Below are 14,292 nucleotides of genomic sequence, written 5' to 3'. Positions count from 1 at the left end.
TCTTATGTAAACCTAAGCACATAATGCTCTTATACTGTATTTATGCGTATAAAGATTGTATTCTTTAGTATAAACTTCTATTTATAAAACATTTAAGAGAAAACAATACTTAAATTGTTTTCTCTTAAATGTTTTAATTTTTGGTATTAATTATAAATTCAAACTCATACTTTTTTGAAGGAACTACATATTTTGGTAAAGTTTCAGACAACGTTCCATTTACACTCATTTGAATTAAGTGTAAATTCAAGGTATAAAAACCTTGTTTCATTAAATCATAAGGATGTTTGGCATTCTGAATATTTTCTGGCGAATACGGCCAAATTGAAAATCCGAATTTTGGTGAACCTTCTATTTTTAAAGTGTTCTTTTTATTTTCTGATAATTGCAACCATCTTACATCAGAACGGTTTCCGTTTTCTTGTGGAAAAACATAGTTTGTAAATAAATCGTCTGTTTTAAAGGTGAATTCATCTACTTCTGTACCTCGTTTTCTATCAATGTAGTTTTCATTAGGCCCTTTTCCGAAGAAAGTAGTTGTTTTATAGTCTTTAGAAATACCTAATGTCATTCCGAATTTCACCAAACCCGGTAAACTTTCTTTTGCATCTAAATCCATCTTAACAACAATTCTACCATCACTTAAAAAAGTATAAATCAAATTAAGTTGTACCTCATCTTTGTAAGTTTTCTCAACAACAACTTTTGTTTCATTCGTTTTATCAGAAATAACTTTTACAGATTTCGTTTCTAATTTATCATTTAAAAACTCCCAATATTTTCTAGATTTTTTAAAATCGCCACTACTTGCTCCACGTAAATCGTTATCTATTGGTGGTCTAAAAAAGTTAGCTTTTAAAGGTGATAGAATTTGTTCTTTTTCATTTTTGATGAATGAAGTTAATTCTCCTGATTTTTTAGAAACTTTAGCTTTATATTTTCTACTTGAAACAGAAATTTCAGTATTATTTTCTACGACTTCTAATTTAGAGTTTGATGTTGAATTATAATTATTTTCTGATGATGTTTCTTTGACTACTAATTGTTCTTTTGCAACTTCAAATCCTTTTTCTGCCCAAAAAGTAGCTGCTTTTTCTTGCACTGAAATTTTTAACCAATATTCATTTTCATCTTTAAAACGCACTTTTTTAAATGGAATGTTTATTCCTGATGATGAACTTGCTTTCACATCAACATTTTCTAAAAGCCCAGACTGAATTTCTTTTCCGTTTTCAGACAACGTCCATTTTACATTGTATTTATTTAAATTGGTTTCATTTAAATGATTTATTGCTAAAACTACTCCATTTTCTACATCAACAGACTTAAAATTAAATGGTTGATGAATGTATTTTACTTCCCATGCATGTGGATTTGGTTTTCTATCCGCAGAAAAAACACCATTTATACAGAAATTTTTATCATTCGGATAATCTTCAAAATCTCCTCCATACGCGTAAAAATCATTTCCATTTTTGTCCTTTTTAACCAAACCTTGGTCTATCATATCCCAAATAAAACCTCCTATTAAATTCTTTTTCGAGTTTATTAAATCCCAATACTCTCCTAAACCACCAATGGAATTCCCCATGGCATGCGCATATTCACACATTATAATGGGTCTGTCTATATATTTGCTTTCAGACATTGCTTTTAGTTGATAAATCTCTGGATACATTCTACTTAAGACATCTACATATTTAGGATCATCAGGATTTGCATGCGTAGGTCCTCTAAATACCTTCTGCCCTTCTTCTCCTTCTTTATAATCTGGATGATTTGGGTTTCCTTGCGCTCCTTCATAATGTATAAAACGTGATGGATCATAATCTTTAGCCCAACTTGCAGCTGCTGCAAAAGCAGGTCCTGTTCCTGCTTCATTACCCATAGACCAAGAAATTATGGAAGCATAATTTTTATCTCTATCAATCATTCTCATAATTCTACTTAAAATAGGAATGGACAAACTAGGTTGTTGTGGCGCGTAACTGCCTAAATGATGCGTTTCTACATTCGCTTCATCCATCACATAAATTCCGTATTTGTCACACAATTCATAGAAATAAGGATCATTTGGGTAATGTGACGTTCTTACGGCATTAAAATTGAATTTCTTCAACAACTTCACATCATCTTCTAAATCTTTCCTGGTTAACGCTTTTCCTCTTACAGGATGATGATCGTGCCTGTTTACTCCTTTTATTTTTGTTGCTTTTCCATTGATTAACAGCTCGTTTTCTTTACTAAAACCTATTTGTCTAAAACCAACTTTCTGCCTTCTAGATTCTAAAATTTTACCTGATGCATCTTTTACATCAAAAACCAACGTGTACAAATATGGGTTTTCTGATGACCATTTTATTGGATTTTTAATGCTTGCTTCTAAAAATGCAAACTTGGTAATATCTCTTTGTGGCCATCTTTCAAAAAAAACGTCTTCAATAGAACAAGACATTGTTTTTTTGGTTACTTTTTTATTTTCAGCATCATACAAATCAGCTGAAATAGTATACCCTTTTAAGTTATCTTCATCACCTTTCATCCATAAATGCGGACGAACTTCTAATTTGGCATCTTCCAACTTATCATCGAACTTTATTCTTACAAAAAAGTCATTTAAAGCTATTTTAGGTTGTGCTAAAAGGAGTACTTCTCTATGAATTCCACTTAAACGCCACATATCTTGGTCTTCTAAATAACTACCATCACTCCATCTAAAAACCTGAATTGCAACCCTGTTTTTTCTTTCTGATAAAAATTCTGTAATATCAAATTCTGCAGCCAATCTACTACCTTGGCTATAGCCTACTTTTTTGCCATTTACCCAAACATAAAATGCTGATGAAACACCACCAAAATGTAAAATAACAGATTGCTCTTTCCAATCATCCGGAATGGTAAAATCTCTGTAATAACTTCCAACAGGATTGTCTCTATACTTTTCTATAAATGGAAATTGAGGGGGATGTGGTCCCATATAATTAAAATTTCTTTTTCCTCCATTTTTAATATCGGGAGTAAAAGGATAAATTATATTGGTATAAATTGGTTGTCCGAAACCTTGTAATTCCCAATTTGAAGGCACAGCAATATCACTCCAACTTTCTCCATTAAAATCATTCTTGATAAAATCTGTTGGTCTGTTTTGAGATTTCTCTACAAAATTAAACTTCCACGTTCCGTTTAAAGATTGCATTCTAGACTTGTCTCTATTTCCTTCTAAAGCATCTGCATGATTGGTAAAAGAATAACTCGGCACTCTTGATCGTAATTTATTTTGTTCAAACATCAATTCGTTTTCCCAATCGTTTTGAGAAAAAGAAATTTGAGAAATTAAGATTAATAAAAAAACTATAGAAGACTTTGTATTCATAATAATGAGTGTTTTTTAGCTGTAATTCAAACCTTAATCAAAAAATTACATTAGGATATCTAATATTTAAAGGCAATTATTTGGTCTTATAAACATAAAAAGGATTTGAATAAATACGCCTAAACATTTTATCCAAATCCAATCTAATTTTATCTTAAAACGGCATTACTCCGTAATATATTTCTGTCCTAATTTTAAACCAGGTTCATCATACATTTTCATTTGCTTAAACAATTCTGCTTGCATCATTTTTGCAATACCTGCATATGCTGCATCGTGGTAAAAATTAATCAACTCATCCGGATCTTTTTGTAAATCGAATAAATATGGTTTTTCTTTTTTATCAATTACCAATTTATATCTATCACTTACTGCAGAAACCCACCATCCGCCAGACTTGGCGAAATACGTAATCCTATCACTATTTACTACTTTTTTATTGTTTGTAAAATCGTCTGAAGTATCTAAACCTTGAAATTTAGCATCCGTTTTAACATTCATCAAACTTAAAATAGTGGGTGTAAAATCTACATTTGTATAAGCTGTATTGATTACTTTCCCTGAAGGAATTTTGTTTGGATAACGAATTAAAAAAGGAATTCTTGCAGAACCTTCATAAGGTACACCTTTGTTACGTCTGTTGTGTTCAAAAAACATATCTCCATGATCTGAAGTAAAAATAACAATGGTATTTTCTGTAAGGTGATTATCTTCTAAAAACTGTAGAATTCTACCTACAGAATCATCAATATGACTCACCATTCCGAAATACTGTTTCAACGCATTTTTTTCATTTTCAAAAGCCTTTTTACCAAAAGCTTCGTTATTGTCTGGTTTACCGCCACCAGCCCAAGAAGGCTTTATGGCAGTGTATTCTGGTGCCATTGTTTTTGGTGCTTCAATATTTAAATCTTCATACATGGTATTGTATGGAGGCTTTGCGTAATCTGGCGTATGCGGATCTGGAATAGAAAGCATTAACGCAAAAGGTTTATTTTTATCTCTTTCTAAAATTTCTAAGGTTTTATCCGTAAAATAATCAGTTGAATGAACAACTTCTTCTTTTGGAAGTTTCGCTGCATTATTCTCATTAATCCCTTTAAATTTATCTCCTTTTATATGAAAATAAGGTGCATGTCCACCTTTCATCATATATCGATTATCATCAAAACCAGCTTTGTATTTAATACCAAAAGCATATTTTTCATGCCCCGCTAAATGCCATTTACCAACATAAGAAGTTGCATAGCCTTGGTCTCTTAAAATGGTTGCAAAAGTGGGTACATCTTCACTAATATGCATTCCGTTTTTTGGAGCACCAGTAGCTCCTGGATGCAAACCTGTAACCAAAGAAGCTCTAGATGGCGTACAAACTGGAGAAGCTGCATAATAGCTTGTTGCAATAGCTCCTTCTTCTGCCAATTTATCTATATACGGAGTTTTAGAGTTGTTTCCTTTTCCCCAAACAAAAGCTTGTGCTTCTGGTAATAATTTTTGATACGCACTAATGGTTCTAAAATTATGCTCATCCGTATGAATGATAATTAAATTTGGCTTTTCATTTGTATTTAAAACAACCTCCTCTTTAGCTTGATTGGTAACTTTTTTCTGACTTGTGCAACTCATTATAGAGAAAACACAAACTACAGAAAACAGTAATTGGTTTTTAATTTTCATGTTATTTCGTTTGATTTTGTTATTAGTTAAATACTGTTGCTGCTTTTTTTAATAATTAATACGTTACATCAATAAATCTTAAAGAACCCGCCGGTACTTTTACATCCATTTGACTTTTAGAAACTATTAAATTTTCTTTACTTAAAATATCTTGTACAGATTTTGGTTTTCTATGTTGAAATACAATGGTTACATCCCTTTCTTGAGGTTCAATATATCCGGAATCCATTAAAATGATTCTTGTATGGTTTTCATCAATTTTAATAGCAGACCAAGCAGCACCTTTTACCAAAATAGGTAACCGCTTTGCACCCGTTTCTATAATCTTTTTTAATTCTGAAGCATATTTTTTAGCGGATACAAATTCATTATTAGAAAGCCCTTGTTTCGCATTACTGATACTAAAAGGAATGTTCTTTTCTGATAACTCTTGGGCACTTTCTATCGGCGCAATTGCGACCATTCCATTAGGAATTTCTGGCATATAGTTCAACCATCTGTATTTTACACCCAAAGCGATTTTAGAGAAATCATTATCTGGAATATTTGTTCCTGCCCAATGCATTTGTGCTAAAGAAAAAATAGCATTCTCATCGTCTTTTTTATATTGTTTTATATTATGATGATTATCTACCGTATGAATCAATTTTTCATCTACATCTTTTATTAAATGCCAAGAACCTATAGATAAAATATCTTCGTTTTCTACCACTGGTAAAACGCCAGATTTCATCATTGCAAATAGAATATCTAAACCCGGTTCTTCTACAAAACCAGAAGTAGAAACAATACCGTAACGCGCACCGTAAGCAGCCATCATAACTCCTTGTCTTAAATAAGGCGAAACTGAATTTTGACCTCCAGGAGTTAAAGGTCTCCAACTTGTAGGATTATCATCAATCAAACGCATGGCAAAATCATTAATATAACCGCCAGATTTCATTCCAATTCGTCCCGCCAAGTTTAAATCTTGAGTTCTATTGCTGGTATCTTCAGATGCAGGCACTAAAAAATCGCTGTATTTTCCTGATAAAAAAACATCTTTCCAAAGTGGTAAATGTGTAGTTGCAGCCCAAAACATATTTTTATATCTAAAATAGAGTTTTGCTCTGTTTTTTTTTCTGATTGCTTTCGCCAATCTTGGTAAATATTCTTTTACAAAATATTGCACTCTCGGGTCTTCTACATTATCCATTTCTGCATATACAAATCCATAGCAAGTGTTTGGAGCAACTTCTAAAATTTGTTCTAAAGTTTCTATTTGAATGTAAAAAGGATCATTACCATGACCTGCCCAAAAAGTAAAAGGTTGCCCTTCTGCTTCGTAATCTCTAGCCATTTGAATAATTTGTTCTCTAGAATCTTGGTACTTTCCTCGTTTGTCTTTTTTTAAAGCCGATTCACCAATTTTGTTTACTAAATACGTTCTATCTGTAGCTTCTTTAGGCGATTTCTGAATCACAAATTTCACGTTTCCTCCGTCTAACTTTTCAACTTTATCAGAAGCTCCATTTTTTGTAATCATCACAAAATCTTTGTTCGATTTCTTCTGATAACTAGGTATTTTATACTCTAAGATTTGGTTGTATAGTTTTGTTATATTTTGCTCCACAGCTAACATTCTACCTTGTTTTTTGTGCGCAGTTTTGTACCAGTTATCTTTTGATAAGTTAAAAAAATCTACATTATTTCCACCATCTACAGTTCCTGTTCCTATTAATTGGTTTGATTTAGGTTCATAAACAAAATCACTATAAACACCCTTTCCGTATTTTTCTCCACCTGTATTTAATAACTTTCCTTTTGTGTCTAAAATAATTAAAATACCGCCGTGTTGAAACATAATTTCGTTTCTACTTGCCAAAAAACTTCCATGAGAATGTGCATAACGTTGCACCTGCTTTTTACTACCTGCATATTCTGCTAAAACATTAAAGTCAGCATCTAAAGCAGAAAAGAAAGGTTTAAAACTATTATCGGCAAAAAATAAAATATCATCTTTTTGATCATTATTGATGTCGGCTATCGCAATATCTGTAACCATCGTTTTGGTTAACGCTTTTAATTCTTTCTTTTTAATACTAACTTCCTTTAAAACTTGTTTAGAATCAGCATCTAAAATCCCCATAAATTCCCAACGGAATTTATCATGAAAATACGTCATTAAAAAAAGTGATTGTTTACCGGAATCTGTAAAAACTCCTGTTTCAATTTTTCTAACTACTCCTTCAATTCTTGTTGATGAAACTTGTTTACCGTTTATATCTATTTCATACAAATGATAATCATTTCCACCTGCAAAAATTTGAATTTTATCACCATTTTTTACCACAGCAATTTCTGACAAACGTACTTTATGATCTGGAGTAAATTGCCATAGTAAGCTACCATTACTATCAATACAATACACTATTCCGTTACCAGCAACAGCTAATAAATCATCATTGTCATCATTATTAATATCTTCTGCAATAATTTCAAAAATCACCGAAGGTTGGTCTATTTTATAGTTCCAAAGTTCTTTTCCTTCTAAAGAATAAGCAGCTAAACTTTCACTTAACTCTGATACAAATAAAATGGGTTTATGATTAATTTCTCCAACAACCGAATTTCTAATATTATTAGTTTTTGTTGAAAAATCCTTAGACTGAAAAGCAAACAATTGAGTTGATAACAAAAAACTTATTGCGAAACTAAAAAGTGAATTTATTTTCATTGATAAAGAATATTAATTAGACTTAAAAATAAAAGGACTTAAAACTCTAATATTGAATTTGGTGGTAAAGGAACTTTGTTGTCTTTTCTCCAAGAAACCAATTCTTTTAATAAGCTTTCTGTGGTTTCTACTTCTATATTGGATAAATTCTTAGATTCTTTAGGGTCCGCTTTTAAGTTGTATAATTCTAGTTTTCCATCAGCCAAAAACTGAATTAACTTATAATCTCCTTTTCTTATAACAGAACAAGTTCCGTGTTTAAAACGACTTGCTAAATGCCAAAACAATGGTCTTTCTGATAACTTTTTATCATCCGAAGAAAATAAATCTGTAATAGAATTCCCATCTAAAGTTCCTTTAAAATCAGTAATATTTGCTAAATTCATCAACGTAGGAAAAACATCTAAACCACTTACAGCAACTTCACTCCTTCTAGGCGTTACTTTATTGGGCCAGTTTACAAACATCGGCACTTTAATTCCGCCTTCGTAAATATGCCCTTTTGAGCCACGCATTAAATCATTAGCACTTGCCATACTATGATAACCATTGTCTGACGTGAAAATAATTACCGTATTTTCTCTTAAGTTATTAGCGTCTAAATAATCTGTAATTCTTTTGATATTATCATCTACAGATTCCACCATCGTTGCATAACTTGCAAAATATTCGTGCTTCTTTTTATTAGCATGTAATCCTTGACCGGTAATAGTATCACCCCGTTTATCAAAGTATTTTTGATACAATTCTTTACTTCTATATTTTATAGGTCTGTGAACCGCATAATAATTTAAATTGATTAAAAAAGGCTCGTTTTTATGTTCAGCAATAAACTCAATAGCATCATCTGTTAAACGATCTGTTAGCCAATTATCTGTCGGTTTTTTCTCTATAAACGGATTGCTAAATGGTGCCCAATAACCACCTGCTTTACTTTTGTAACCATCTTGTTCATAAGCTGGATCTCCTCTAAAACTTCCTCCAACATTTTTTATAAAACCTCTTCCTTCCGGATAATATTGTTGAATATCTGGCTTTTTATGAGCTGCTACCCAAGAATAATCACCTGTATTTGGCTGTTTTAATTTTTCTTTAAGCGGATATTCCATTGCCAATTCTTCCTTAGGATAAGGGCCAACAATATGCCATTTACCCAAATGGATAGATTTGTAACCTTCTTTAGCCAAAGGTTCTGCATAAATAGGATGCTCTTTACCCACAGTCCATCTAGAAAAAATATTTTCTTGATCGTCTCCTTTTTCTAAAACAGGCACTGTATAAACGCCTGTTCTAAAAGATTGTTTCCCCGTAAAAATTGCAGTTCTAGAAGGCGAACATGTAGGGTACATATAGGCATTATCTAACACCAAACTTTCTTTTGCTAGCGCATCTATATTTGGAGTTTCAAAATATGTGGAGCCATTAAAACCAACATCTGCGTAGCCTAAATCATCCACCAAAACAAATATGATGTTTGGTTTTTTAACATCCTTAGAAACTTCTTTTTTTACACTATTGCATGAAATAAAAAAAGGAATTATGATTATTGATGCATAAAGGTGTTTTAAGCGAAACGTCATATTATTCTTAATTAAATTTTTATTTCAAGATACTTTTCAATTCTTTTCTAAATGCATTCAAAACCTCTTTATTAGAAGAGTTTTTAGCAATATTTGTCCACTCATTTGGGTCTATTCTATGATCGTACAACTCCTCAAAACCATCTGAATATACGGTATATCTATAATCTTTATTTCTTAAAGAATGAATTCCTTTGTCTTTAGAAGTCAACACATATTCTTTTACTACGTTCGTAGGATTTTTTACTAAATCATAGATGCTTTTTCCTTCTAACTCTTTATTTATAGGAAGGTTTGCCATTTCCACTAACGTTGGATAGACATCTAATAAAGAAACTAAAGAAGTACTTACTTTTGGTTTCCCATCTCCTCTTGGGTCAAAAATTAACAAAGGTGTTTTTGCAGAACGTTCCCACAATACATTTTTAGACCAATGCTCTTTTTCACCTAAATGCCAACCATGATCTCCCATTAAAACGACAATGGTATTATCTGCGTATTTACTTTCTTTTAATCCGTTTAATAAATGTCCTACACAAGCATCAGCAAAAGAAATATTAGCCATATACGCTCTCACCGCTTCTTTCCATTTTCCATGTTCTACAACAGATTTATGAACGCCTCTTTTTGCCATATTCTGCCCCATTTTACCAACATCATCTAAATCATTTTTTAGAGTTTCTGGTAACTTTATGTCTTCTAGGTTATACATATCAAAAAATTCCTTCGGGGCAAACCAAGGCAAATGCGGTCTAAAAATTCCGCAAGCTAAAAAGAAAGGTTTATCGTGCTTTTCTTCTAAAAATTTAGCTGCATAATCCGCAGATTCAAAATCATTATTTTCTTCTAAAGTTACATCTACAGGAAACCAATCAAAAGAATGTAAAAAAGAACCTTTTACTCCGTATTTTTTCAAATTTAATCCGTGAGATTGTTTGTCTTTATCTTCTGGAAAAGCACCTCCTAAACCACCTTTTCTTTCTTGTTGAAAAGATCCAGGATCACTACCTGGTCTTGGTTTTTTCCCATTTCCTCTTGGACTATGAAATATTTTTCCAGCAGCAGCTGTTTTATACCCATTTTTCTCGAAATACTGAGGAATGGTTACTGTATTCTCAAATCCTTTTACATCTCTAAAATGCTCTGAATTACCATAAACGCCCGTGGTAGAAGGTCTATAACCAGACATGATACTTGCTCTAGAAGGATTACACAAAGGAGCAGAACAATAGGCATTTTTAAAAATGGTACTTTTATCTGCAAGTGCATCTATATTTGGTGTTTTTGTTTGCGGATTTCCTCCAAAAGCGCCCACCCAATCATTTAAATCATCAACCATAATGAATAGTACATTTGGTTTAGAAGCATCATTTTGAGCAAAACTTGAAAATGTAATTGAAACAAAAAAGAGCGTAATTACACCTTTGATAAATATAGATTTCATTTTTTTTTATTTTTAAACAAAGAAACTTTAAACTTATAGGTTGTTTGTATTCTAAGGTTTATAATATGTCTTTATGTGTAGTTTTTACTACTTTTTAAACTGATCGTATTCTGGGTTTATTTTGGCATTTTTAAAGCGAGGTCTGTCTTTCCACATATTGTACGTTGCTTCTAGTTGCTTAGCATCTTCAGGAAACTGACCTTTATCTCCTGTTTCTTTAATCCAGTTTTCTAAAACATTTCTGTGCTTTAATAAAACTTCTGAATACTCAGTATTCAATGCTAAATTATTCATTTGATTCGGATCTTTTTTCAAATCATACAATTCTTCTACAGGACGAACCCCAAACCAATGTTGTTCTTGATATGGTGTTAATTTACCTTCCTCATGCAATTTTCTAAAATCTGTTACAATCTTTTTATTATCTCTATAACCAGCTTGCATCATTGGTCTTTCAGGAAAATAATTTTTAATATATCTGTACTCTTCAGAAACTACGGTTCTTATTTTATCAATTGTATAATCACATCTATCTCTTGCTCCAATTACATATTCTTTTTCTTGATAATCATTCGAAAATAAATCTTGTCCCACTAAATAAGAAGGCATTTTAGCATTACCTAGTGCTAATGTAGTTGCAGAAACATCTAGCAAAGAAACCAAATCGTTTCTTACAGTTCCGGCTTTTAAAACAGGATTATCACCTTTAATAATTAAAGGCACCAACAATCCACCTTCATAACAAAATTGTTTATGTCTTAACGAAGTTGGACTACCATGGTCTGAAAAGAAAAAGATGATGGTATTCTCTAACTCGCCATCTGCTTCTAATTGCTTTATCACTTTTTCTAAAGTAACATCAGAACCTCTGTTTGCATTGTAATGTGTTGTCCAAGCTTCTCTTTGCGATTTTATATTTGGAAAATAAGGTGGTAGTGGCACATCATTAGTAGCCAATTTTTCTCCTTCTCTTACATATTTTGCATCTTTTTTACCTCCCATAATTTGAACTTGTCCAAACCAAGGTTGATTTTTATCTTTTCTAGCATTCCACACATACTCTTTTACTGTCATAAAGTCTATAGCATGATTTCCTTGCCAACCATTCATACCTGCTTTATAATCTTCTTTGGTGCCAACATCATACAAGGCTCTTCTATCGTAATCAAAATTATAATCGTCTTTACCACTATTAAACGTAAAATAACCGGCTTCTTTCATCAATTCCGGAATCGTTTTCATTCCTTCTGGCAAGTGTATTCTTAATTCTTCTGGTACAATTTCACCATCTGTAAACCTACTAGATCTATGATTATGTGTACCTGTTGTGGTTTGATACACACCTGTTATTAATGCAGATCTTGCTGCAGAACAAACTGGTGCAGTTGCATAGGCTCTTTTAAATAAAATGCCTTCTGATGCTAATTTATCGATTACTGGTGTGTGCCCTTTATTTATAGAATCTCCATAAGCACCCATAAATGGGGATAAATCTTCTGCTACAACCCATAAAATATTAGGCTTTTTTACTATTTCTTTTGTTTGTTTTGTTGCTTTTTCTTTTTGATTACAAGCTACAAAAGTAGTAGCTAACATTAAAACACATAAAATTCTAACTGCGAAATAAGAATACTGTTTTTTCATTTTGTTAATTATTTGAAAGTTTTATTAATTCTTTAGCAAAGGCAATGCCTAATCTTTTTTGCCCTATGGTATTGTAATGTAAATTGTCTGAATGTTTCGGGAAATCTAACCAATTTTCATTGGTGGATGTTTCTATAATTTCTATATTCTTGTCAGAATTAGCTACAGATAACATTGCATTTCTAACTTGTGTTGGGCCAATTTTATATTTTCTTGGCAGCACATTTACTTGTCCTATTACAATTGGTAAATCTTTTATTTTTAATTCACTTCTATACCCATTTATCAAATTCTGAAGATTCTTTTGATAAGACGTTGCTGTAATGGCCTTATTAGTATCACTCTCTCCTTGCATCCAAAGTAAACCTAAGATTTTAAAGGTTTTATTTTCTGCTTTTAATTCTTCTAAATTCTGATGAATATTTTTAATATGAGCAGCATATAATTGCAATGCTTGTCTTTCTTCTCCTCGTTCTGCAATCATTGCTTTTTCTTTTGTCCATTCTGTGCTCCAAGCACCGTACAAAGAAGTTCCTCCAACAGCTTTTTTAATCAATAAATAATGTTGTTCTGGATTTGCTTCTGCTAAAGTTAACCCCACCATTAATTCTGGACCAAAACTCTTCTTAAAAGAGGATAACGGTTCTGGCTTCTTTTTTTCTATATCTGATGTTGAGATTAAAACTCTATCAGAAACATCTTGAATTCTTTTTATAAGAGCAGCATCTAATTCTTTAGAAACACCACGACCTGCCATATTAGATTGTCCTGCCAACAAAACAACATGAATTTCTTCTTGAGAAAAAGTTATCGAAGAAATCATAAGGCAAGTCAAAAAACTCAGTAGTAACTTATTCATAAACTTATTTTAGAAAATCTATTAATTCTTGTGCCAATTGTACACCTAACCTTTTTTGTCCCTCCGCATTGTAGTGTACATTGTCTGTATGTTTAGGAAAATCCGACCAACTTGTATCTGTACTTGTTTTAACTAAACGCACATTTTTTACTGCTGATGGTACTTTTTCCATCTGTTCTCTAACCGTTTTTGCGCCCTTTTTAATTCCGTATCTAGAGTTAATCTGACCAAAAACAAACGGCATTTCTTCTACATTAAAAGTCGTTCTGTACTTTTTTATTAATTTTTCTAAATTATCTGCGTAACTATTTGCTGCTTTTTCTAAAGTAGCATCATTTTCTCCTTGCATCCAGGCAAACCCAATAATTTTATAAGACTTTCCTTTTTTCTTTAAAATAGCTAAGTTCTCATTGATTAAATTGATGTGTTGTTCAACTAAATTCCAGCTTTGTTTTTTTGCCCCTTTTTCTATTTCTTTCGCTTTTTCTAAAGTCCAATCTGGGTTCCAAGCTCCATATAAAGCAGTACCTCCTTTAGCGTGTTTTATCAACAAAAATTCTTTGTTAGGATATTTTTCTGCCAAGGTTAAACCAATCATTAATTCCGGACCAAAACGTTTTGTAAAATCGTATTTTTCACTTGGTTTATTTTTATACCAAGACAATGGTGTTTGGTCTGTATTAGACTGACTTATAAAAACTCTATTTGCAACTTTTTCAATTCTTACTTTGATGGATGCATCCAAATTATCATAATTACCTGCTCCTGCCATATTAGATTGTCCTGCTAATAAAACAACTTGGACTTCTTTCTTCTCTTGAGAAATTAAGACTGTTTTACAAGAAAAAAATACGGTTATTAATACTACTGATAAGATTTTAGATAATTTCATAAAATTATTTTTTTTACCTGCCAGGTTTCAAAAACCTTGTAGGTATTGTGTTTTTCAAGGACTATTTTAATCGTCTTTTTAGTATTTAAAATACCTACAAGGTCAAA

Annotated in this window: 8 protein-coding genes; all 8 read right to left on the bottom strand. The window is 31.8% G+C overall.

Annotated elements, in window-relative coordinates; genetic code table 11:
- Positions 1-133: 133 nt before the first annotated feature.
- A complete protein-coding gene (locus KV700_RS15850; protein WP_218598470.1) occupies positions 134-3,373 on the bottom strand; it encodes a glycoside hydrolase family 2 TIM barrel-domain containing protein in 3,240 nt (1,079 codons plus the stop codon).
- Between the two features lie 165 nt (positions 3,374-3,538).
- A complete protein-coding gene (locus tag KV700_RS15845) occupies positions 3,539-5,050 on the bottom strand; it encodes a sulfatase (RefSeq protein ID WP_208889976.1) in 1,512 nt (503 codons plus the stop codon).
- Between the two features lie 55 nt (positions 5,051-5,105).
- The gene (locus tag KV700_RS15840; RefSeq protein WP_218598469.1) at positions 5,106-7,766 is read right to left on the bottom strand and encodes a PQQ-like beta-propeller repeat protein; all 2,661 of its coding nucleotides are present in this window, start codon (positions 7,764-7,766) and stop codon (positions 5,106-5,108) included.
- Between the two features lie 38 nt (positions 7,767-7,804).
- The gene (locus KV700_RS15835) at positions 7,805-9,346 is read right to left on the bottom strand and encodes a sulfatase (RefSeq protein ID WP_218598468.1); all 1,542 of its coding nucleotides are present in this window, start codon (positions 9,344-9,346) and stop codon (positions 7,805-7,807) included.
- A 19-nt stretch (positions 9,347-9,365) separates the two neighbouring features.
- Complete coding sequence (locus KV700_RS15830; protein ID WP_218598467.1) at positions 9,366-10,790, bottom strand: sulfatase; 1,425 nt, start codon at positions 10,788-10,790, stop codon at positions 9,366-9,368.
- A gap of 87 nt (positions 10,791-10,877) precedes the next feature.
- A complete protein-coding gene (locus KV700_RS15825) occupies positions 10,878-12,434 on the bottom strand; it encodes a sulfatase (RefSeq protein ID WP_218598466.1) in 1,557 nt (518 codons plus the stop codon).
- Between the two features lie 4 nt (positions 12,435-12,438).
- The gene (locus KV700_RS15820) at positions 12,439-13,257 is read right to left on the bottom strand and encodes a sialate O-acetylesterase (RefSeq protein ID WP_218598465.1); all 819 of its coding nucleotides are present in this window, start codon (positions 13,255-13,257) and stop codon (positions 12,439-12,441) included.
- 40 nt (positions 13,258-13,297) lie between these two features.
- Positions 13,298-14,185, bottom strand: a complete 888-nt coding sequence (locus KV700_RS15815) for a sialate O-acetylesterase (protein WP_218598464.1) — start codon at positions 14,183-14,185, stop codon at positions 13,298-13,300.
- Between the last annotated feature and the right edge of the window lie 107 nt (positions 14,186-14,292).

The sequence above is a fragment of the Polaribacter sp. NJDZ03 genome (assembly GCF_019263805.1).
Taxonomy (GTDB): domain Bacteria; phylum Bacteroidota; class Bacteroidia; order Flavobacteriales; family Flavobacteriaceae; genus Polaribacter.
The sequence above is the reverse complement of the archived record's forward strand: the minus strand, read 5'-3'. Positions and strand labels throughout refer to the sequence as shown.

Bases quoted from the DNA above. Each gene is read 5' to 3' on its own strand.
- KV700_RS15825 (WP_218598466.1), bottom strand. From the start codon at position 12,434: ATGAAAAAACAGTATTCTTATTTCGCAGTTAGAATTTTATGTGTTTTA.
- KV700_RS15820 (WP_218598465.1), bottom strand. From the start codon at position 13,257: ATGATTTCTTCGATAACTTTTTCTCAAGAAGAAATTCATGTTGTTTTG.
- KV700_RS15835 (WP_218598468.1), bottom strand. From the start codon at position 9,346: ATGACGTTTCGCTTAAAACACCTTTATGCATCAATAATCATAATTCCT.
- KV700_RS15840 (WP_218598469.1), bottom strand. From the start codon at position 7,766: ATGAAAATAAATTCACTTTTTAGTTTCGCAATAAGTTTTTTGTTATCA.
- KV700_RS15815 (WP_218598464.1), bottom strand. From the start codon at position 14,185: ATGAAATTATCTAAAATCTTATCAGTAGTATTAATAACCGTATTTTTT.
- KV700_RS15845 (WP_208889976.1), bottom strand. From the start codon at position 5,050: ATGAAAATTAAAAACCAATTACTGTTTTCTGTAGTTTGTGTTTTCTCT.
- KV700_RS15830 (WP_218598467.1), bottom strand. From the start codon at position 10,790: ATGAAATCTATATTTATCAAAGGTGTAATTACGCTCTTTTTTGTTTCA.
- KV700_RS15850 (WP_218598470.1), bottom strand. From the start codon at position 3,373: ATGAATACAAAGTCTTCTATAGTTTTTTTATTAATCTTAATTTCTCAA.